This window comes from Actinomycetota bacterium (assembly GCA_040905475.1).
Classification (GTDB): Bacteria; Actinomycetota; AC-67; order AC-67; family AC-67; genus DATFGK01.
In genome coordinates, this window is the sequence record JBBDRM010000028.1 from 23,287 (window position 1) to 45,150 (window position 21,864).

Genomic DNA, 21,864 nt, shown 5'->3' on the forward strand with positions numbered 1-21,864 from the left:
TTCCCTACTGGTGAGACGGGCGCTCGGGTCGATATTAATCCGACGGGGGTTCCGGGGAGCGGAAACGGGTTCAGGCTGGTCTCAGGGTGCTCGGGTAGGATTCCGCCCCGTTACCCCTCATGGATCATCCGCCGCCCCTCCCCGAAGAGCCGCCCGTTGGATCGAAACGCTGGTGGCGTCTCGCCGTGGTCATCCTCGCCCTCGGGGTCGGCATCGGGCTGGTGGGCGCCTACGTCCAGGTGCCGTACTACAGCCTCGGCCCTGGCCCGGCCAAGGACGTCTCGCAGCTCGTGAGCGTGGACGGCGAGCGCACCTACCCGTCGGCCGGCGCCTTCTTCCTCACCACGGTGTCGGTCTCTTCGAGGCCGGTCACGATCTTCGAGGCCCTGGTCGGCTGGCTCGATCCCGCGGTGTCGGTCGTGCACCGCGACGTGATCATCCGGCCGGGGCTCAGCGACGAGCAGCAGGACCAGTTCAACGTGCTCGACATGGAGGAGAGCAAGTACGCGGCCGTCATCGCGGCGTTGCGCGCCGTCGGTATCAAGACGCCGCCGGTGCGCGGCGCGCAGGTGATCGCGGTCGCGCAGGGGTTCCCCGCAGCCGGAAAGCTCCGGCCGGGCGACGTCGTGGTCGCCGCGAACGGGATCGCCGTCCGCGACCCCAACGCATTCGTCGAACAGATCATCTCGAAGCCCGTCGGCGCCATGCACACACTGAAGGTGCTTCGGGGGAACGAAGAGGTCATGGTCGAGCTTCGAACGATCGCGTCGCCCATCCAAGGCGAGAAGGATCGGCCGGTCATCGGCGCCGCGCTCGGCGCGGCATTCCGCCTCCCGCTCAACGTGAACCTCGACTCGCAGAACATCGGCGGCCCGTCTGCCGGGCTGGCGTTCGCGCTGACGATAGCCGACGCACTCACGCAGGAGGACCTTACGCGCGGGCACCTGATCGCCGTGACCGGGACGATCGACATCTCTGGCGCGGTCGGGCTCGTCGGCGGGGTCGAGTTCAAGGTCCGAGCGGCCGAACGTGAGGGCGCCGACATCTTCCTGGTTCCGAAGGAAGAGGTCGCGCTCGCGAGCGGGGTCTCCACCAACGTTAAGGTGATCGGTGTGGAGACGATCGAGGAAGCTATCGCCGCTTTACGCGCCCTCGGTCGCGTCGCTCCGAAAGCGGCCTGAGGGCTAAGAGCCCTCCCCGCCGGGATCCTTCGACTTCTTTCCCGCCGACGACTTCGCTACCGAGGACACGTACTTCCCGTGCGCCGATCCCGTGCAGTCGTCCGGCGCGGTGAAGTCCGGGCTCTCAGACGTGTTCGGGTCGTCGACGTCTTCGCAGTGGGCAGCCTGAGAGACGAAGAAGCCGTGATTCTGCTTCCGCTCGCCCGACCCGTCGTCGGCTTGGTCTCCTTGATCCTTCTGCTTGGCCGCTTCGCTCACATCTCTGCCGTGATCGGATCCCGGGGGGGTGGAGGTCGGCTTGGCCACCGCCGAAACGTCCGCGCCGTGGTTCTCTCCCACTTGGGCGAAGCTCAGCGCAGCGCCGGAAACGACGAAGATCGTGGCCAGGCAGAGGACCGAAACACGGAAAGGTCGCACGTCTTATCCCTCCTCGGTTCAGCGAAGCGAGCAGCAGCCACTACTCGCATCAAGCACGTCTCTAAGAGCGTCCGAGCGGCTGCTAGGGTTTACCTGGACCACGTGGGGCACGCAGAAAACCGGCAGTTCGGACGCACTCGGACGAAAGTCATAGCCCAAAGTGACTAGGGAAATGGCACCCCGAGGTCATGGGTTGATGTCGCCGAACTTAGGATAATCCTGGTCATATGGATGGCCAGCTCGCTGCACCCTTCCATTTCGCCGCCGAGTTCCTGATCCTTGCGGTGTGCGCCGGCGCGGCCGCCGACGCGCTGCGCGGCATCCGGAACGGCGCCGGCTTCGTGGCGTGGGTCCGCGCAGCCGGGTTCGCCGCGCTCGTTGCCGCGCAGATCGCGCACGGCGCGCTGGTCGTGGAGGGTGACGGAGATATCTCGATCGTCGTCCTCCGCGCCGTCGGATTCGGTTTGCTGGCGCTCTCGCTGAAGCCCGTTCCCGCCGGCGGCTTGCCGGCCATCTTCTTCGCCGGCGACGACGCGCGCTGGGCCGCACTTCCGGCGTTCTTCGCGATCGTCGCTTCGGCTCGTCTGCTCGTCGATGGGCGCAAGGCGCGCGATACCGCCTCGCTCTCGCTCGCCGGCGCGTTCGCCCTTTTTGCCGCGGGAGAGGCCGCGCTGGTCGCGGCCGATCCTGCGGGCGGGGGAGCCGCATTCGTCATCTCCCATGCGGCTCGCGCGGCCGGTGCGGTGCTGCTCGCGCGCTGGCTGTGGACGTCGTTCGCGCGCTCGGTGCGGCTCCGGTTCGTCGCGGTGTTCGTCGCTGCGCTCGTGCTCCTCGCAACCGTTGTGGCCGGCGCGCTCACACAGGTCATCGGCAACAACCTCGAGCACGAGGAATTGCAGCGTCTGCAAGTGATCTCCGGAAGTCAGAAGCGAGCCCTCCAGCAGCGGGTTCAGTTCGCGATCCAGCAGACGAACACCTTGGCCGATCTGCTCAGTAGCGAGGGCGTCAACTTCGCGAGCTTCCTCAAGTCACCGGAGGCCGCCAGGGCCTTCTTCACCGGGCCGGGCAGCGCACTCTTGCTGCCCCCAGACGCCGACTTCCTCGTATTCCTCGACGACAAAGGGAAAGTAACGGCATCGGCTCGCGAGACTCTGGGATCCTCGCAAGCTCCCGAGCCCACATTCCCACCGCTGACCCCCGTCGAGCTGATCGCCCTGCGAGGCAGCTTGGTCATCCGTCAAGCCCTCGCGCCTTCCCCGGTCGAAGCCGGTGACATCATGTCGATCGAGCTCCGCAAGATCGCGGTCGTCGGAGCCGCTGCCGTTCGTCAGCGCGGCAAAACGGTGGGCGTCGTCGCGCTGGGATTCGATCTCGACCGAGAGCTCCTCTTGAGCCTCAGCGGGTCTGAAGCCGACATCACCGTTCTGAAGGGCGGCGAGGTCGTTTCCACGACCTACGCTGATCCTCGGACTCAGCGCGAGGATCGGGACATCGCCGCAGCCCTGACCCGCGGCGCCCTGCGCGAGAAGGTGCGGCGCGTCGTTGAAGAAGAAGGGGGCACGCTGAGAACCACCGCATCGCCGGGAGGCGAGCGATCGTTCATGGTCTATGTGCCGATCCTCTCGGAGGATGGCGCCCAAGTGGTGGGCGTGCTCGCGGCTTCGCGGCCCGCCGTCGTGCTCGCCGCTGCGCAGCGCGCGATCAACAGAACGCTCTTCCTCATCACGCTGGCGGCGTCGGCGATCGCCGCGGTGCTCGCGTGGGTGCTCTCCGGACGTGTGACACGGCCGATCAGAGCGCTGACGCGCGCCGCCCGGCAGGTACGCGGCGGCGATCTCGATGTGCGTGCGACCGTCGACGTGGCCGACGAGGTCGGGACGCTCGGCGCCGCGTTCAACGAGATGGCGCAGTCGCTCAAGACCATGACCGACGACCTCCGCGGCGCTGCCGACGAAGAAGCGAACTTGCGCGCCCGCATGGAGGCGATCATGCAGAGCATGGGTGATGCACTCGTTGCCACCGACACGGGCGGGACCGTCGTCGCGTTCAATCGCGCGGCCGAGGCGATGCTCGCGCGAACGGCGGAAGACGTGGTCGGCCGGAAGTTCGGCGACGTCCTCAGGGGAGTCGACGCGCACGGCGGTCCGCTCGCCGAGGCGGCGCTCGGGGGCAACGGCATCGGGATAACAGCGATGGTCGAATCGGGAGACGGGCGTCGCGTCCCCGTCGCGGTCACCGGGGCCCCGCTGCTCGACGCGTCGGGCGAGACGGTCGGCCGCGTCGTCGTGCTTCGCGATACCTCCCGGGAGCACGAAGCCGAGCGCATGAAGAGCGAGTTCCTCGCCAACGTTTCGCACGAGTTGCGCACGCCGTTGACGCCGATCAAGGGGTACACGGAGATCCTGCGGCGGAAGCAGTTCCCACGGAAGAAGGCGGAGACGTTCCTCGACGGGATCATGGAATCGACCAAGCGCCTCGAGCGGATCGTTGAGATCCTCGTGGACTTCGCGGCGATGGAAGCGGGAAGGCTGAAGCCGCACCTTGAGCCCATCGATCTCAAGCCGTTCCTGGGAACGGTGGTCGATACATGGAAGGCCCGTGCTCCGTCGCGCCGTTTCCTCCGGAAGGTTCCCGGCGATATCCCACCGGTGTTGGGTGACGAACGGCTGCTCCGGAAATGTCTCGACGAGCTCCTCGACAACGCGGTGAAGTTCTCGCCCGACGGAGGCGACATCGAGATCGAAGCCGTGCCCGCGACCGTCGCCGGCAAGCGACGCCCCGCAGGAGTTCGGATCCTCATCCGCGATCGAGGGATCGGTATCGAGGCTTCGAAGATGGGATCGCTGTTCCAGGACTTCCGCCAAGGGGACGGCTCGGAGACCCGGGCGTTCGGTGGTCTTGGGCTGGGCCTTTCGTACGCGCGCCGCATCGCTCTGGCGCATCGCGGCGAGATCTCCGCGACCAGCGAGCCCGGCCGGGGCAGCGTCTTCGCGATCACCTTGCCGAGGGCGCCGGCTCTGGGGCGATCGTTGCCCAGGCCCGCCGAGACGCGCCTGCCGGCAGCGAGGAAGAAGAAGCCGGCGCGCCGTATCGAGCCGAAAGGTCGCACGCGGAAGGCCGCACCGAAACCGAAGTCGACGGTCATCCGCAAGAAGGTTGCGGCCGCGAAGATCCCCCCTCGGCGAAAGCGACCCCGATGAGCGTCCGGCGAACCGCGCACGCGTTCGCGATCGCCGTCGTTCTCGTCGTCGCGGCGACGGGATGCCTCGGGCGAGGCGGCGGCGCGGCGGACGGCGGCTTCCTCGCGGCCGAGCTGTCCGGCTCGATCTTGGCCAGGTTCCCGAGCGGCGAGGACCGCGCGCTTCGCAAAGGCGACGACGTTCCGGCGGGCACCGTTCTGGAAACCGGGCCCGACGGATTCGTCAAGCTCGAGGGCGCCGAGGGCCAGCTCGTCGAGCTTCAGAACGACACGCAGGCGACCCTCATGGAGGCGCGACGTGCGACGCTCGAGTTCGGACGCGCGCTGGGTCGCGCCGGCGAGAAGCAGGCTTTCACGATCGAATCCCGTGGCACCGTCGTCCGCATCGCTCCCGATGCGGCGACGCGGGTCGAGCGGCTCCTCGGAGCGTTGCGCGTCGGGGTGTATCGTGGCTCCGCGCGGGTCGAGCTTCTCGGCCGCGGCGTCGACGTGCCGGGGCTCAGGGAGATCGTGATCGCCGGCGGCGTTCCGCTCGAGCGGGCTCCGCGGCCCTTGACGCTCTCCGCGCAGGATCGCTGGGACCGGATGCTGCTCGGCGACGTCCTCGACTTCGATCGGGAGCTGACGCAGTTCGGCGCGGGATTCAATTCGGAGTTCGGCGCCAGGCCACTGGCCCCGCGCTTCTTCACGGCCTTCGTCGAGTTGCCGAGCCTGAGCTTCCTTCGTCCCGAGCTCCCGACCACCGAACCGGCGGAAGTGCTCGTCGGGGTCGTGTTCGCTCAGCAGCTCTCGACCCGAGCGGGCGGACCGTCGACCCTTCCCGGCTTCTTCGAGGAGTTGCTCGGGCTACGCGACCAGGGCGCGAGCTGGGGGCTCATCGCGAAGGAGAAGGGCCTCGATCTTCGCCTTGCCCTGCAAGGAGTCGTCGACGCCATACGTCAAGGTACCGCTCCCACGCCGCCGCCCGGATCGGGCGGTAGTGGAAGCGGCGGTGGTGGAAGCGGCGGTGGCGGCGGGGGAGGCTCCACGCCGGGACCGGAGCCGTCGCCGACCCCAACTGCATCGCCGACGGAGCCGCCTCCCGAGGAACCGCCGCCCCCGGAAGAGTGCAGCCTCCTCGAGGTGCTGCTCGGGACCTGCGAGCAAGGCGCGAGCAACGACCCGGGGGCGTCCTCTGTTGAGGAGTGCTCGGTCGTGGCCGTGCTGCTCGACCCGAATTGCTGACGCCGCCCCCACCCGGGCCCGGCCGCGCCCGGACTGATAACCTGCCCCGGACGTGAAGGTCCCAGCGAACGTTCCGCGTCCACGCATCGGCCGGCGCTCGCTGATCATCGCCGGCTCGGTGATCGTGGGCCTGCTGATCCTCCTCGGCGGCGCCGCCACCTTCTACACCGATCTCCTGTGGTTCCGGGAGACCGGCTTTCAGAGCGTCTTCACCAAGCAGATCTTGACCAAGACCTATCTCGGGCTGGCGTTCGGGTCGATCTTCGCCGCCTTCATGCTGGTTAATCTGTGGGTCGTGCAGAAGGTGACCAGCCCGTACCGGCTGTTCACGATGCAGGACCAGGTTCTCGAGCGCTACCGCGCGACGCTGCGCCCCTATTTCAAGTGGGGCGTGATCGGCCTCTCATTGCTGTTCGGCCTGTTCGCCGGGAGCGGCGCGACCTCTCAATGGCGGAAGTGGCTGCTGTTCTCGAACTCGGAGCCGTTCGGGATCAACGATCCGCTGTTCGCGAAGGACCTCGGCTTCTTCGTGTTCCGGCTGCCGTTCCTGCGTTTCCTGTTCACCTGGGGCTTTTCGTCGCTGGTGATGATCACGCTCGTCGTCGGGGTGGCGCACTACTTCATGGGTGGGATCCGGAGCGCGCCGGCGGGGGAGCGGGTCACGCCCCAGGTCAAGGCGCACATGTCGGTGCTGCTGGGGTTGCTCGTGCTCCTCAAGGCGTGGGGGTACCGGCTGGATCAGCTCGAGCTGGTGTACTCGGCCCGCGGACAGGTGACCGGCGCGTCGTACACCGACGTCAACGCGCAGCTGCCGGCACTGAAACTGCTCGTGATCATCGCGATCGTCGCCGGCATCCTTTTCTTGGTCAACATCCGGTTGCGCGGGTGGCTACTGCCCGCCGCCGCCGTGGGGATCCTGGGGCTGACCTCGATCCTGGTGGGCGGGCTGTATCCCGCGTTCGTGCAGCGGTTCCGGGTCACGCCCAACGAGCTCGTCCGTGAATCGAAGTACATCGGCTACAACATCCAGAACACCAAGCAAGCGTTCGGCATCGGCGACGACAACGTGTCCGTCCGGGAGTTCCCCGCCGAGGCGGCGCTCGACTCGGCGGCGATCCAGCGAAACGCCCCGACGGTCGAGAACATCCGGCTGTGGGACCCAAGGGTGCTCGAGCGTTCGTATACACAGCTCCAGCGGATACGTTCCTACTACCAGTTCGTCGACGTCGACGTCGACCGCTACGGGTTCGACGGCCAGACGCGGCAGGTCATGCTGTCGGGACGCGAGATCGCCCAGAGCGGCCTGCGTCCCGAGGCGCGCACGTGGCTCAACTCGCACCTGGTGTACACACACGGGTACGGGGTGGTGGCCAGCCGCGTCGACAAGGTGACCGGCGAAGGCCAGCCCGACTTCATCATCAAGGACATCCCCGGCACGCCGGTTGCCGGGCTGCCGGAGATCAGCGAGCCGCGGATCTACTTCGGCGAGAGCGAAGACACGAAGTTCGTGGTCGTTCGCAGCGAGCAGCAGGAGCTCGACTACCCGCAGGGCGACACCATCCAAACGACGAGCTACACGGGCAAGGGCGGCGTTGAGATGAAGGGGCTCTTCCGGCGTGCGGCTCTCGCGTGGCGGTTCCGCGACTTCAACCTGCTCATCTCGGGAGCCATCAAGGGCGACTCCCGGATCATCTTCCGCCGGACCGTCGGAGAGCGCCTCCGCCAGGTCGCGCCGTTCCTGAAGCTCGATGGCGACCCGTACATCGCGATCGTGGACGGAAGGCTCGTGTGGATCCAGGACGGGTACACGACCACGGACATGTATCCGTATTCCGAGCGCGTCGACCTGGGAGACGTCACCGGCGGGGGGGTTCACATCACCGGCCGGGTGAACTACATCCGCAACTCGGTCAAGGCGACGGTCGATTCGATGGACGGCACGATCACGCTCTACATCGTCGACGAGTCGGACCCGGTGATCCGCGCCTGGCGACGCATCTTCCCCGACATCTTCCGGCCAGCGTCGGCCGTGTCGCCCGCTTTGCGGGCGCATTTCCGCTATCCCGAGGACCTGTTCACCGTGCAGGCCAACCAATACACGACCTATCACATCCAGGACCCGGCCGGCTTCTACTCGAAGGAGGACGCCTGGCGCATCCCCGGCGACCCGACCACGCCGGAGGCCGACATGTTGCCGCCCTATTACGTGATGATGCGTCTTCCCGGGGAACGCGATCCGCAGTTCATCATCATGCAGCCGTTCGCGCCGTTCTCCTCCGATCCGCAACGGCCGCGGCAGAACATGACGGCCTGGCTCGCGGCACGCTCCGACCCGCAGGGGTACGGTGAGCTGATCGCGTTCGAGATGCCTCGGCAGAAGCTGGTCTTCGGGCCGGAGCAGGTGTTCGCCCGGATCCAGCAGGACCCGCTCGTGTCGCAGCAGATCACCTTGTGGGACCGCGCCGGGTCGAACGTGATCCCCGGCAACATGCTCGTGATCCCGATCGAGGACTCGCTGCTCTACGTGCACCCGCTGTACCTCGAGGCGTCGAGCGGCGCGCTGCCGGAGCTGAGGCGGGTCGTCGTGGTGGCGGGCCAAGTCGTGCGGATGGGAGCGACGCTCGACCAAGCGATCAAGGCCGTGTTCGGCGAAGCGCCGCCGGCTCCCATCGAGGGCGGGGGGGTTACGCCGGGCCCAGACGGTGCGCCGAGCGGGAATCTCGCAGCGTTGATCGCAGAAGCGCTGCAGCACTTCGAGGCGGCCGAGCAAGCGCTCCAGGCCGGCGACCTCGCAACCTACGAGCTCGAGATCGAAGCCGCGAGAGCCGCGCTCGAACGGGCGGGCCAGTCCGGGGCGAGCGACTGAGCCCGCGCGAGGGGCCTCGCCTCGCGTGCTAGCATGTGCGCCGCGACGCGGGGTGGAGCAGTCCGGTAGCTCGCTGGGCTCATAACCCAGAGGTCGCAGGTTCAAATCCTGCCCCCGCTACTACAAAAGCCCAGGTCAGAAGCCTGGGCTTTCCAAGGAGTGGGCGGCAGCAACCGCGTGGAGTCCGCGTGCCGATGCTCGCTCTCATGTGGGTCTGTGGCCCGAAATGCCCTCGGATTTGGTCGACCTTTCGGAATCCCGTGCGCGCCGCTATCCCAGACCCAGGCGAACCGTTACGCCGGCGGTGATCAAGACTCCGCCGGACTCGCGCTGACACTACCCCGAGCGGAGTGGAAACGCCCTGGTTTCCACCAAGCGGAGGCGCTTGGATACGACCATGGCCGGGGTCGCCGTTTGGGTCCGAGCCGTTCTGCGACGTCGCTGGCGGGCGACGGTGCTGCTGTCGCTGGTCCTCGGTGTTGCGGGAGCCGCCGCGCTCGGCGCCGCAGCCGGCGCTCGGCGAACGCAGACGGCTTACCCGCGCATGCGCGCGGCAACGAACGCGAGCGACCTTCTCGTGTCGGTCGGCGGCAGCGGTCTCGCTGGCTTCTACCAAGCGATTGGACGCGAGCCGGAGGTGCAAGACATCGGCATCATCGCCGGGATCCCGGTCGGACCTATCGACGCCGGCTCCATCGAGGATCTGGTCGTCGTCATCGCGGGGGTCGACGACCATGCGCTCAGAAGGATCGCGCGTCCCAACGTCATCGAGGGCCGCATGTACGACCCGTCGGCCTCCGACGAGGTCTTCGTCGATCCCAATGCCGCCCGGCTGCTAAAGCTCGCGGTCGGGAGCCGGCTCCCGGTCGTTGTCTTCAGTTTCCAGGAGGACGGGCCGCCAACTATCCCCCCCGACGTCGTACCCGTCACGGTCCGCGTCGTCGGTATCGGTATCGGCGCGGAGCAAGTCGTCCCCACAACGCCGCTCGACCGAGAGCCGACGATGTTCTTTACGCCGGCATTCTTTCGATCGCAGCCATCGCTCGCCTCGCGGGACAGCCTCAATTACGACGGCGCGCTGGTCCGGCTTCGGCCCGGGACCAACATCCCGGCGTTCGAGCGCAAGCTCAACGGGCTCGCGGCAGGCTTCCCGGACACGTTCGGCGCGCCGTTCATCCAGAACCAGGCACAAGCCGGGGAGCGGACCCAGCGGGCCATCGGTCCGCTCGCGGTCGCGCTGTACCTGTTCTCGGGTCTGGTTGGCGCCGCGATCCTATTCGTTCTCGGCCAAGCGATCGCGCGACAGCAACTCGTGGAGGCCGACGATCACGAGACCTTGCGCGCGCTCGGCTTCAGCCGCTTTCAGCTCGTCGCCGCGAGCCTGCTTCGTGTCGCCGTGGTCGCGGTCGCCGGCGCGCTGATCGCGGTGACGCTGTCGCTCGCCGTCTCGCCGTTCATGCCGATCGGCCCGGCACGTCGCGCCGAGCTGAATCTCGGCTTCGACGTGAACGTCGCGGTGACCGGGCTCGGTGCCGCCGCGATCGTGATACTGATCCTCGCGCGCGCAACGCTGCCGGCATTCCTCGCAGCGACCGCGGGAAATCGCGACCAGAGAGGGACGCGGTCCTTTGTTGCCGACGCGGCCGCGCGCGCCGGCCTCGCGCCTTCGGCCGCCACCGGGATCCGGATGGCGTTCGAGCAACGACACGGTTCGCGGTCGCTCCCGCTGCGAAGCGCGCTCGCGGGCACCGTGGTCGGAATGGCGGCGTTGCTCGCGGCGCTGATGTTCGGAAGCAGCCTGAGCCGGTTGGTCGACGTCCCCGAAGCCTACGGCCAGCGCTGGGACGTCGTCGCCGACTCGGCGTTCGGGTTCTTCCCACCGGAGGCGAAGATCCACGAACTGAGCGACGACCCGGACATCGCCGGCGTGACAGCAGGCAACTACGGCTCGGTGGCCATCGGCGACCGCGACATCCCGGCCATCGGGCTCGAAGCCATCGAAGGCGCGGTTTACCCGGTGATCCTCGAAGGCGAACCTGCGACGAAACCCGACGAGATCGTGCTGGGCACCAGCGCGATGCGCACGCTCGGCACGGGGGTCGGCCGAAGCGTCTCGGTCACGATCGCCGGAGCCACCGCGCCGCGCCCGATGCGCGTCGTCGGCCGCGCGGTCTTTCCGACCATGGGCCGCGGCTCGTTCGCTCCGACCTCGCTCGGGGACGGCGCGGCGATCCTCGCGAGCAACTTCGAGGAGTACGAACGCTCGCTCAACCCGGACCCCGGGGCGGAGCCCTACAACTTCTTGCTCATCAAGTACCGGCAGGGGGCGGACGCTGCCGCAGTCGAGAAGCGGCTGCGCGACCGGTTCACCGCAGCCGAATGCCTGGAAACGATGGACTGTAACGTGACCTTCGCACAACGCCCGATCGAGCTGGGCGTGCTCAGCCAGGTTCGCTCTACTCCGATCATCATGGCCGGCCTGCTGGCGCTGTTCGCCGCGGTGACGCTGGCGCACGCGCTGATGACCTCGGTCCGGATGCGCTCACGCGACCTCGCGGTGTTGAAGACGATCGGGTTCGTCCGTCGTCAGATCGGTGCCACCGTCGCGTGGCAGGCTTCGGCGCTGGCGATCACCGCGCTCGCGCTGGGCGTGCCCCTCGGCGTGATCGCAGGCCGAACCGTCTGGTCCATCTTCGCGACATCGCTGGGTGCCCCGACAGTCGCTGTTATCCCGGTGGTGGTCGTGCTCCTAACCGTCCCAGCAACAGTCCTGCTCGCGAACATGATCGGCGCGTTCCCCGCGCGCGCTGCCGCCAAGACTGAGGTGGCGGTGGTGCTTCGCACGGAGTGAGAGGAAGCGGGTTCGCCGGACCACGACCTTGACTTGCCTTCAGACGCTCACCGAAATGTTCGCGTAGGCGAGGTAGGCGTATCAGCCGGCAAAGCAGCCCCGGAACCGATGAGGAGCGCGACGAGAAGCAGTTTCGAACGACTCGGGCATGAAGCATACCCACGGAAGTGGATGTGTTGGGAGATATCGACCCGGTGCCCCATTTTCTTGAGCCGCTTCGGCCTGCTCAGCGGTGGTTCGAGAGCTCGATCGACCAGCGCCAGGCGCTGTGATCGTCGGCGTTCCACCAGGCGGTGAGGACCCCGACCTCGCCGCCCGGAAGGATCACAGGGAGTCCCAGGTCCGCGGTGCCCGGCCAGATCTGTTCGCGCGAAACGCCCGACGGGTCGATCGTCAGCCGCGCCATCGGCGTCGGCTCGGAGCCTTCCAAACCCGAGCCGCGCGCGATGAACTCACCGGACTCGCTGTAGACCTCGACGTCGAGCCGGGACGGAGCGGAGTGAACCAGGACGCGGTCGGAAACCCCCATGCGGGCGCGAGCGAACTCGAGGCCCGTCGAGCCTCCGTCGGGGGAGCGGATCTCCCAGATGCGGACGGCCACGGCAGGAACCTTTCCGCGGAAAGGCGCCCGGCAAACGCTCGATGGGGGCTAGCAGGCGGCGGACAGGATCCGGTATGGGTCCGCCGGATTGCCGCCGCGCGGGTGGTACTCGAAGTGCAGGTGCGGTCCGTAGCAGCGGCCCGTACAACCCACCTTTCCGATGAGCTGACCCGCCGAGACACGCTGGCCGACCGAGACGTACTCGGCTCCGAGGTGGGCGTACCACCACTCGTTGCCGATCGCGTCGCGGAGGACGATGCCGACGCCGATCCACGATCCGTACGGGGTCGCCACGACCTTGGACGGCAGTACCGCCACGGTGCCCTGGCCGTAATCCGCCTGGATGTCGTCGCCCGTGTGCGGACCTCCCGGCCGCGGGTCGCCGAAGTTGTCCAACACGTACCGCGGGCCGGCGACCGGGCAGCGGAACCCGTTGGGCGCGCGCGACAGGCGGGACCCGCCGCCGAGCGAGACCAGAAGGTTCTGCAGACTCTGAAGCTCGCGGAGGTTCGCGAGGAGGTCGTTGCGGCGCGCCAAGAGCGCCTTCTGCGCCGTCGTCGCGACCTTCACGGCCGCAGCGAGTTCGGCCGACTCGGTCTTGGCCCGGCGCCGCAGCGCCGTCAGCTCCTCGAGCATCCCGGCCTCGCGGAAGCGGATCTGCTCGAGGTAGGAGGCGCGCTCCACGAACTCGTCGATGTCCTCCGCGCCCAGCATCGTCTCGATCATGGATCCGTTGCCGAGGGTGTACATCGACGCGGCCCGGCCGGCGAACGACTGACGGAGGAACTGCTGGCGAGCCTCGGCGGTGGCGAGCGCTTTGCGGTGACGATCGGCCGCGGCGGTGGCGGCATGCGTCTCGCGCTCGGAGGTCTTGAGCTGGGCCCCGAGTTTGTCGAGGGACTTTCGAACGGCCTCGATCCGGGCGGAGACCTGCGCCGGGGAGGTCTGTGCAGCCCCGGCGACCGTGGGGTCACCCAGCAAGACCGCCGCCATCGCGACGGCCGAGATCAAACCGAGCCTCAGCCTTTTCAGTTGCCCACCTTCCCGGTGCGGACGACCCAGACGATTCGCCCCCCCACGGGCGCCGACCAGACGAGCCTTCGGTCGGCCCCCGACCCGGCCGGGGGGATGGGCTAACGGTCGCTAAGGCTGCCAGCCGAGCCCGGGGGAGTCAAACCCGACGGACGAGTCACCTGACGCGCGCGTCAGGTCATGGAGGAGCCGGTCCGAGGAATCTCTGAACGGCCCTTCGCCGTTGGAACGAGACGTGAAGGGACGGTTGGTGGCGGTCGTGTCGGCTCTCGCGGTGGGGTTCACCGGCTGCTCGGGCGTTCGCGAAACGTTGCGCGCCCGCCCGGGGCCCGCGCCTACCGTCTTCGACGCGGCGGAGCTCGTCGACGTGCTCGCGCCCGACACCGTCCCGGCGATCGATCGCCCGGCCTTCGAGGCGCCCGACGAGGCGGCCACCCACTTGGAGCCGGAGGTGCCGGTCGCGGTGCTCGAGGTCGCGGGCGACGTGCGCGCCTACCCACTCGCGATCCTCGTCTGGCACGAGATCGTGAACGACTCGGTCGGCGGCGAGCCGGTCGCCGTCACCTACGCGCCTCTCTCCGGCGGCGTTCAGGCGTTCCGGCGCACCGTGGCCGGCCGGGTTCTGAGCTTCGGAGCCTCGGGGAAGCTCTACCGCTCCAACCTCGTCATGTACGACCGGGCCACCCGGTCGCTCTGGCCGCAGCTCCGGGGGGAAGCGGTTCTGGGCCCGCTCCGCGGGGCGTCGCTGGAGCGCGCGCCGATCCAGATCAGCTCGTTCGGAGACTTCCGAGACTCCTATCCGGACGGAAGGGTTCTGACGGCTGCGACCGGCGCCGCGCGCGTGTACGGCACCACTCCCTACGCGGGCTACGACTCCCGCCGGACTCCGTCCGAATCGTTCTTCGCTCTGGCGCCGGACCGGCGGCTCGGAGCCATGGAACGGGTCGTCGGTGTCTCGAGCGGAGCCGGCTCCTACGCGTATCGGTACGCCACGTTGCGATCGGCCGGCGTCGTCTACGACCGGATGGGCGAGGAAGAAGTCGTCGTTCTCTGGCGGGAGGGCACCCGGTCGGCGCTCGACACGCCGCTGATCGCCGACGGCGCCGCCGTCGGCGCGGCCGGCGTCTTCGTCCCCGTCGTGGATGGGAAACGGCTGGATCTTGCCCCGGATCCCGGCGGCTTCCGCGACCGACAGACCGGGAGCACGTGGACGGTGCTGGGGGTCGCGACCGGAGGGCCGATGGCCGGGAAGCGGCTCGTCCCCGTCGAACACGTGGACGCGTTCTGGTTCGCCTGGGCGGCTTTCGCCCCGGCCACCGGAGTCTTCGAGGCCTCATGAGCGTTGCCTGCCTGGTTCGCATAGGCTCTGAAGCCGAGCCCGGCTTGGGGCCGGCGGAGGACGCCCGGGTGGCGAAAGAGACGCTCGAGGAACGTCAGGAGCGCTTCGAGGCCGAGGCGCTGCCGTTGCTCGACGGCATGTACGGCGCGGCGCTGCGGCTGACACGGAACCCGGCCGACGCCGAGGATCTCCTCCAAGAGACCTTCACGCGGGCCTTCGCCGCGTACGATTCCTTCCAGCCCGGAACGAACCTCAAAGCCTGGCTGTACCGGATCATGATGAACACCTACATCTCCTCGTACCGGAAGGCGAAGCGCTCCCCGCAGACCGTCCCGACCGACGACATAGAGCCCTTCTCGTACGTCCGGTCCATCGCCGAGGACGGCGGGAAGACCCCGGAAACCGAGGTCCTGGAGCGGATCCCCGACGAAGAGGTGAAGGCCGCGCTCGAGGACCTGCCCGAGCAGTTCCGTATGGCCGTGCTGCTCGCCGATGTCGAGGGTTTCTCGTACAAGGAGATCGCCGACATCACCGACACCTCGATCGGAACGGTGATGTCGCGGCTGCATCGAGGCAGGAAAGCGTTGCAGAAGGCGTTGTGGTCTTATGCCCGCGAGCGCGGGCTCGTAGAAGAGGACAAACCGTGGGCCACTCCGAGACGGACTGCCGGGCGGTCCTAGAAAGCCTGTACCTCTACCTCGACGGCGAGATCGCCGCCGAGGAGGTAACCGTCATCCAGATCCATCTGGAGGACTGCAACGGTTGTCTGCACCGCTACGACTTCGAGCGCGACTTCAAGGAGCTCGTCCACCGCAAGTGCCGCGAAGGCTCGATGCCGGGCGACCTGGCGGACCGCCTCCGCGCGAACATCCGATCCGCCCTCGGCGAATAGCTCCTAGGACACATTCCGTGCCCGATGTTCACGCTCCGTGTCCAGAATCGGGTGATTCGGACATGGACGCGAATTAAGTCCGCGGTTCCCACGATTTATCCCGCCTGTCCCAAGACCTAATCTCACGGTTGTCCGCTGATGACGGTGGGCAACGGAGAGGGAGCCAGGTCATGGAGGCAAGGCTTAGCAGCAAAGGCGAGGCAACCCGGTCCTCGCGACACCCCCTGACCACTTCCCTTGGGCCTCAGGACGCCAGGCTGGCAGGACCGGTCTGGGCCCCGGACCCGTGGGGCTCCGGAACACCAGATTGCAGGTGCGAGCTATTTCCCGCCGGGGGGCGGGCGTGACCCTCAAAGGGGGTGTGATGGGGATGAAGCGTATCTTCGCGATGCTGTCGACGCTCGTTGCGGTGTTCCTCGCCGCCGGCGCAGGAGCTCGGTGGTAACAGAACCTCGCTAGGGAGGGAAGGGCGGAGCCGTGAGGCCCGCCTTTCTCCTTTGGCGTGTCTAGATCATCCCCGACTTTTCGAGAACCTTGGTCATTGCCTGGATCGCCGCCGGGTCGTAGTCGTATGCCATCCCGGTGTGGAGCTTCTCAAGCGCATCCCAGGGCGTTCGGCCGGGACCGGCCGGCTCCGTTAGATCGTCGTAGGCGCTTGCCACCTTGATGATCTTCGCTCCGGTGGGGATGTTCCTGTTCACGTCCTCTCCCCGACGCCGGTACGGCTCGTGCTGATCGCGAACCATCCGGGCGACCGCCGGGAAATGGCCGGTCTCCTCGATGATCTCACCGCCGACCAGCGCGAGTTGCAGGTTGGAAGCGCTCTTCGCGGCATCTTCGGGATCGGGGAGACTGATGCGTCCGATGTCGTGCAGAAGTGCGGCGTACTCGATCTCTCGCACCTCCTGCGCCGCGACTCCGAGCTCGCGGGCGATCGCCACGGCCAGCGTCGCTACGCGAGCCGAGTGATCGCGCTGCGTGTATCCCGCCATCTCGGGGACCTTCGCGAGGGCACGCACGGTTTGCAAGTAGTTCTTACGGATCGAATCGACTTGCTTGAACGAGTATTGCGTCGCCGCAAGCGGCGCCAAAAAGAGCGGGAGGGTCCACACACGCAGCTCCGGATACGCGAGGGCCAGGAGGGCGGAGACCGACACCGTCGAGACTAGAAGCGGTGTCGTCGCACGCAACTCGTCACGCGCTACCTGTCGGACGGGGAGCTGCTCGTCGGCGAGAACGAGCAGCGATTGAAGCACGACGTCGGACGTCACCGCGACGACCAGCACTGCCATGAGCCCGAGCATGGACATGTGATGCGGACCGAAGGACGTTACTTCACCGGCCGACCACACGACGGCCCGGTACGCGGCGGCCGATGCAAGTACGACGAGGAGCCTCACCGCGACCACCGGAAGGCGGATCGGCCGGCGGCGAACGAGCCGCCAGACCGCCGCGAGGGCGCTTCCGAGGACGAAAACCGTCACGACCTCGCCGAGCGTGGGGAAATCCCAGGCGAGGCACTTGTTGCCGGCAGCGGCTTCGGTGCAATACCGGTGCAGCCCGAACGCGAGACTGGGGGCAAGGCCGAGCGAGAACACCGAATGGCGGTCGAGCGGGATCTCGAGAAGATCGCCCAATGCCACGAACGCTGCGAAGGCTACGGCGGTGCCGCTCAAGGCGATCTCCCAGTCGGTCCGTAGTCCCCACGCCAGGACGGTCGCCACAGCGCCCGCCGCCGCCGCCGCCCCAACCGCGAGCAGAAGCCTGGAATGGTCGTCAGAGAGCCGCGGCCGTCGCACCCGTCACCTCTTCATCCTGTTCCGGTTCTGCTTCCCAGCCTTCGCGGCTGATCGCCTTCTCGAGGGCGGCGAGCGACACCGGGTCGAACTGCGTTCCCGCGCAGCGACGGAGCTCGGCGACGGCGTCTTCGATCCCCTTGGCTTTTCGGTAGACGCGGGTCGACGTCATCGAGTCGAAGGCGTCGCACACCATCACGATCCGCGCGAACACGGGGATCTCGTCTCCTTTCAATCCATCGGGATATCCGCGACCGTCCATGCGCTCGTGGTGGTGTCGAACCGCGGTTTCCGCCGCCTGGTGGAGGAAGTCGATCTCGCTGACGATCTCGTATCCGCGAACGGGATGGGCCTTCATGTGCTCGTACTCCTCGTCGGTGAGTTTCCCCGGTTTGGCGAGGATCTTGGTCGACACGCCGAGTTTCCCGACGTCGTGCATCAGAGCGATGTACCGGATCACGCGGCACTGTTGGGGCGCGAGACCGTAGGCCCGCGCGGTCATCTCGGACAGCCGCGCCACTCTCATCGCGTGGCCGCGGGTGTAGGGATCCTTTGCCTCGATGGCCTTGATCAGACTCCCCACCGTCGCTTCGTAGGCCGTTTCCATCTCGATCGCCGACTGGAAAGCTCCACGCGCAACGAGCAATGGAACGAAGAGGAAGATCACCGACGCCGCGCCCAGACCGGAGATGTACAGCGCAGCCAGCACGATCCCGAGCAAGGCGAACGCCACGTATCCGCCCGCGAGCTTGCCGAACTGGGTCCGCCACATGTCGCGGAAACGCTCACCCCGAACGAGAGCGAAGACGGTCGCCACGAGCGTGGTATTCACGATGAAGTGGACGGCGGTCGCAGCGAGGACCGGCACGAAAACCCTTGGGAACATGTCTTGCCTGGTCACGCGATCACCGATCAGAGCCCAGTACGCAAGCGCCGCGAACGTGCCCGTCAACGCGAGCTCGCTCATGTTGAACAGATGCCGGATGGGATGTACGCGCCGCGCCTCGCGCGCCGTCATGAATCCCGATGCAGCCGCGATCCCGCCCTCGACCGGGCCACCAAGGATGATCGCCGCGATGACGATCACGAAGCTCACGGAATAGACGCCTTCGCCGAGAGCCAGCGTGACCGGGAACTGATCGACAATGAAGACGAACAGCCCGAAGATGAGTGCCAGGCGGACGTCGATCCCCCCGAAACGCGGATCGCCCGCCTGAGAGATCGCAACAAGGGTGAGGAGCGTCGCTGCCGCGACGGCCACCATGGAGATGAAGACACGCGCCCGGATCGGCAGGCTCTTCACTGCGTCCGCTCCTCTAGCCCGACATCAGGTCCGCATCAGGTTATGGAGCCGGCAGGGCCCGCACGAGTCGTCGGCGTGTGCGGGTGTGGCACTTACCACCTTGCTTGTGCCCCGGCCGACAGCACTGCTGCTGCAAGCCCGGACAGGAACGCAATGATGCGCTTCATGATTGGTCGCCCAACCCCTTTCACGGAAGATTCTCTCGCTCCGCTAGATGCGAGAGTGATCTCCGCTCCGCTTGGTTGGAAGCGACGCGTGACGGGACCCTGCCGGCCCCACTCCTATGCGGTTTTCAAAGCGCCGGTGCGCGACGCCCCCTGATTCCGTCGGGGTCGAGAGGCAGCTTGGCCTGCTCAACGCCCACCCAGGCAGCCAGTCCGAAACGAAACCCCCCGCAAATGCCCGGACCTACGTCCGGACGCTCGCTAGGGGGAGCTTCTCGGTCTGACGCTTACCGGCCCTTTCCTACCATCGGCAGAGTGAGCCGGTCAATACATCTGTGAACAGAAATATCTTTGCGTACCTAACGTCTCTAAACGACTAACCTGATCTATCCGGCCTGGGAGGTTCTCCCAGTACGCGTTCCGGACAGTTCGTTCATGAGACGCTCGATCTCGCTTGCTGGGAAGCGTCGGTGCCCACCCAAGGTCGAGAGGTGGGGGATCCGCCCTTCCTTGGCCCAGCGCGAGACGGTCTTCGGCGAGACGTGAAGCATCCGTGCGACGTCGGACGTTCTCAGGAATTTCTCGCTCGGATGCTCCATCGCCAATCGCCACCCTTCGGCTGTTGCCGGTTCTCGCCTTGGGACCGGCTTATCGGTTCTGAGTCGATTATCGACGCCGCGGCGCTCGCCGGACATCGTCCCCCTGGGTGGTTTTGGGATAGCCCGGATGAACTAGTCAGAAAGGGCTAGGCGACTCATTTCGAGCGCTGATGTATCGTTGGCCCGACTACGCACGGCGAGGCCGGTAGCACCGACGGAGGGAACACTGCGCGAGGGCAACGGGGGACGGCTGCCCGAGGGCGCCGGGATGTCTGAAGCCGGTCCGCTTGAAGAAGCGATCCGCCGGATATCGGGCATCCAGGCCGCGCGCGTCGTGACCGGACCCGGAGGCCGGGTCGCGGAGGTTCACGTGCTCGCTGGCCGTGAGCGCGGCGCGAAGCAGCTCGTTCGCGACGTGCAGTCGGTGATCCTCACCAACTTCGGGATCGACATCGACTACCGCACGGTGTCCGTCGTTCAGCTCGACGAGCCCGGGCCTTCGACCGCTCCGGAGCGGGGTACCGTCCCCGCGCCCGAAGAGCACGCGACCTTGTCGGAGTCGGCCGGCGTCCCTCGGGCCGCGATCGTACGGCTCGTCTCCGAGACGGCGTCGTTCACGACAGAGGTCCGGATCGCGGTCGCCGTCAACGGACACGAGCGTTCCGGCTCGGCCCGCGGGCCTTCAACCTCCGGACTGCGGCTCGTCGCGGGTGCGGCGGTTGATGCGGTAGCCGAGATGCTTCGCGCGTCGGCCGTCGAAGTCACGTCGGCGGAGCTCCTCGCGATCGGAGCCGTGCAGGTGGCGGTCGTCGTGGTTCGGCTGGCTACCTCGCGGGGCGAGCAGACCCTGACGGGTTCGGCCGTGGTGCGCAAAGACGCGAACGACGCCGTTGCCCGCGCGACGCTCGACGCGCTCAACCGCGTGATCGACCGGCGTTAGCGCCGGTCAGCCGGGCGTCAGTTCGCGGTCCCGCTCTCCGGCTCCTCGGCGGCGTTTCCCCGGCCGTCCCACCATCAGCTGCTGGATGAGCAGCAGCAGCCCGGCCCAGATCACGATATCTCCCGCGCTCACGACGTTGGCCGTCACGCGGATGGGGATAACGTCGGCCAGGACGGTCAGGCGGTCGTCGTCGTCGAGCGCGTGGTGCGCGCCCTTGGTGACGGCGCCGCTCTCGAAAGGGTTCCCGAGACCCGCGCGCTCGAGCGCGTCGAGGGAGACCGGCATCCCGCCGTTGGCCGCGATCACCAGGAAGTTCATCAGGGCGCCGAGCGCGATCAGCGTCATCCCGGGCAGCCTTCGGTTGAGCGCAGCGAACCCGAACGTCAAAGCGAACGAGCCGAGGACGAGCGCGAGCGGGAGCCAAGACTGATCCGCGCGCTCTGCGATCGTCGAGCCCACCTGCAGCAGCACGCCGATGAAGACCAGCGGGACGCCGTGCAGGTCGGTGCGCGCCAGGTTGGCGAACGACCCGCGTCGGACGAGCCCCACGCAGATGCCCACGGCGACCGCAAGTAAGAGCCCGATCACGGCGGGAATCATCGCACGTGTTCGGTCTGGCTCGGCGGAGGCGATAATCTGAGCCCGTGAAGCAGTTCGAGACGGTTCTCTACGAGACCGCGGGCCACGTGGCCCGGGTGACGATCAACCGCCCGGACAAGCGGAACGCCCTCAACGTCACGGTGATGGCCGAGCTGCGCGAGGCGATGGCCCTAGCTCGCGAGGACGTTGAGGTTCGCGTCGTGGTTCTCACCGGCGCCGGCGATAAAGCGTTCTCCGCCGGCGGAGATCTCGGCGGCTTCACCGCCGAGCAGTCGAAGGTCGAGCAGCACCGGTTGAGGGCCACATTGGCCGACCTGTTCGAAGACATGGTGCGGCTCGGTAAGCCGATCGTCGCGCGCGTCAACGGCCACGCGCTCGCCGGCGGGTTCGGTCTGATGTGTGGATGCGATCTGGTCGTTGCAGCTGACACGGCCGAGTTCGGCACGCCCGAGATCAACATGGGCCTATGGCCGTTCATCATCACCGCGACGGTCTCCCGTCGGCTCCCGCGCGCGAAAGCGCTCGAGCTGATGATGACGGGCGAGCGGATCTCCGCCGCGGAAGCAGAGGGCTGGGGGGTTGTTAACCGAGTCGTGCCGGCCTCGGATCTCGACAAGGCGGTCGACGATCTGTGCGCGACGCTCGCGTCGAAGTCGCCGGCGATCATGCGGCTCGGCAAGGACTCCTTCTACGCCGCGCAAGACATGGGCTTCCGCGAGTCGCTGGACTATCTGCACGGCCAGCTGGGCCTCTGCCTCGAGACCGAAGACACCATCGAGGGCGTGACGGCCTTCTTGCAGAAACGCGAGCCGAACTGGAAGGGCCGTTAGACTGCCCCGCTAGACCCAGGCGGGCTCCGG

17 protein-coding genes and 1 tRNA gene are annotated in these 21,864 nt (G+C 67.4%); 11 read left to right on the forward strand and 7 right to left on the reverse strand.

The features are described from left to right. Positions 1–119 precede the first annotated feature (119 nt). Positions 120–1,181, forward strand: coding sequence for a PDZ domain-containing protein (locus WEB06_02745; GenBank protein MEX2554532.1), 1,062 nt, complete (start codon positions 120–122; stop codon positions 1,179–1,181). A gap of 3 nt (positions 1,182–1,184) precedes the next feature. Here WEB06_02745 and WEB06_02750 read toward each other — a convergent pair whose 3' ends face one another. Further along, positions 1,185–1,598: a hypothetical protein gene (locus WEB06_02750; protein MEX2554533.1), complete on the reverse strand. Its 414-nt coding sequence runs from the start codon at positions 1,596–1,598 to the stop codon at positions 1,185–1,187. Positions 1,599–1,825: 227 nt separating this feature from the next. Between WEB06_02750 and WEB06_02755 the strand changes: the two genes are divergently transcribed. From WEB06_02755 to WEB06_02775, 5 genes are all read left to right on the forward strand, one after another. Further along, positions 1,826–4,798, forward strand: coding sequence for an ATP-binding protein (locus tag WEB06_02755; protein MEX2554534.1), 2,973 nt, complete (start codon positions 1,826–1,828; stop codon positions 4,796–4,798). Beyond that, positions 4,795–6,021, forward strand: a complete 1,227-nt coding sequence (locus WEB06_02760; protein ID MEX2554535.1) for a hypothetical protein — start codon at positions 4,795–4,797, stop codon at positions 6,019–6,021. Before WEB06_02755 ends, WEB06_02760 begins: the two co-directional genes overlap by 4 nt. A gap of 52 nt (positions 6,022–6,073) precedes the next feature. After that, positions 6,074–8,887, forward strand: coding sequence for a UPF0182 family protein (locus tag WEB06_02765; GenBank protein MEX2554536.1), 2,814 nt, complete (start codon positions 6,074–6,076; stop codon positions 8,885–8,887). A gap of 46 nt (positions 8,888–8,933) precedes the next feature. Next, positions 8,934–9,007 (forward strand) — tRNA-Met (locus tag WEB06_02770). A gap of 277 nt (positions 9,008–9,284) precedes the next feature. Then, a complete protein-coding gene (locus WEB06_02775; GenBank protein ID MEX2554537.1) occupies positions 9,285–11,738 on the forward strand; it encodes an ABC transporter permease in 2,454 nt (817 codons plus the stop codon). Positions 11,739–11,964: 226 nt separating this feature from the next. Here the strand turns inward: WEB06_02775 and WEB06_02780 are convergent, their stop codons facing one another. Both WEB06_02780 and WEB06_02785 read right to left on the reverse strand, forming a co-directional pair. Beyond that, positions 11,965–12,339, reverse strand: a complete 375-nt coding sequence (locus WEB06_02780; GenBank protein ID MEX2554538.1) for a hypothetical protein — start codon at positions 12,337–12,339, stop codon at positions 11,965–11,967. A 48-nt stretch (positions 12,340–12,387) separates the two neighbouring features. Continuing rightward, entirely contained in the window at positions 12,388–13,350 is a 963-nt protein-coding gene (locus tag WEB06_02785) for a peptidoglycan DD-metalloendopeptidase family protein (protein ID MEX2554539.1), read from the reverse strand. Between the two features lie 256 nt (positions 13,351–13,606). On the opposite strand from WEB06_02785, the gene WEB06_02790 reads away from it, so the two are divergent. The 3 genes from WEB06_02790 to rsrA all read left to right on the forward strand — a co-directional run bounded on the left by WEB06_02790 (position 13,607) and on the right by rsrA (position 15,602). Continuing rightward, positions 13,607–14,710, forward strand: coding sequence for a DUF3179 domain-containing protein (locus tag WEB06_02790; protein ID MEX2554540.1), 1,104 nt, complete (start codon positions 13,607–13,609; stop codon positions 14,708–14,710). 68 nt (positions 14,711–14,778) lie between these two features. Next, positions 14,779–15,390, forward strand: coding sequence for a sigma-70 family RNA polymerase sigma factor (locus WEB06_02795; protein MEX2554541.1), 612 nt, complete (start codon positions 14,779–14,781; stop codon positions 15,388–15,390). Then, positions 15,354–15,602, forward strand: a complete 249-nt coding sequence (gene rsrA, locus WEB06_02800) for a mycothiol system anti-sigma-R factor (GenBank protein MEX2554542.1) — start codon at positions 15,354–15,356, stop codon at positions 15,600–15,602. The genes WEB06_02795 and rsrA overlap by 37 nt, the downstream gene beginning before the upstream one ends. Positions 15,603–16,108: 506 nt before the next feature. Here rsrA and WEB06_02805 read toward each other — a convergent pair. From WEB06_02805 to WEB06_02815, 3 genes are all read right to left on the reverse strand, one after another. After that, positions 16,109–17,401 (reverse strand): HD domain-containing phosphohydrolase, encoded by a 1,293-nt coding sequence (locus WEB06_02805; protein MEX2554543.1) that lies wholly within the window; start codon positions 17,399–17,401, stop codon positions 16,109–16,111. Further along, positions 17,379–18,701 (reverse strand): HD domain-containing phosphohydrolase, encoded by a 1,323-nt coding sequence (locus WEB06_02810; protein ID MEX2554544.1) that lies wholly within the window; start codon positions 18,699–18,701, stop codon positions 17,379–17,381. The genes WEB06_02805 and WEB06_02810 overlap by 23 nt, the downstream gene beginning before the upstream one ends. Before the next feature lie 550 nt (positions 18,702–19,251). Then, a complete protein-coding gene (locus WEB06_02815) occupies positions 19,252–19,560 on the reverse strand; it encodes a helix-turn-helix domain-containing protein (protein MEX2554545.1) in 309 nt (102 codons plus the stop codon). 172 nt (positions 19,561–19,732) lie between these two features. Here WEB06_02815 and WEB06_02820 point away from each other — a divergent pair, with 172 nt between their 5' ends. Continuing rightward, a complete protein-coding gene (locus WEB06_02820) occupies positions 19,733–20,404 on the forward strand; it encodes a hypothetical protein (GenBank protein MEX2554546.1) in 672 nt (223 codons plus the stop codon). Between the two features lie 6 nt (positions 20,405–20,410). Here the strand turns inward: WEB06_02820 and WEB06_02825 are convergent, their stop codons facing one another. Next, positions 20,411–20,992: a DUF5317 domain-containing protein gene (locus WEB06_02825; GenBank protein MEX2554547.1), complete on the reverse strand. Its 582-nt coding sequence runs from the start codon at positions 20,990–20,992 to the stop codon at positions 20,411–20,413. Positions 20,993–21,048: 56 nt separating this feature from the next. Between WEB06_02825 and WEB06_02830 the strand changes: the two genes are divergently transcribed. Beyond that, entirely contained in the window at positions 21,049–21,834 is a 786-nt protein-coding gene (locus WEB06_02830; protein ID MEX2554548.1) for an enoyl-CoA hydratase-related protein, read from the forward strand. The last annotated feature ends 30 nt before the right edge of the window (positions 21,835–21,864 follow it).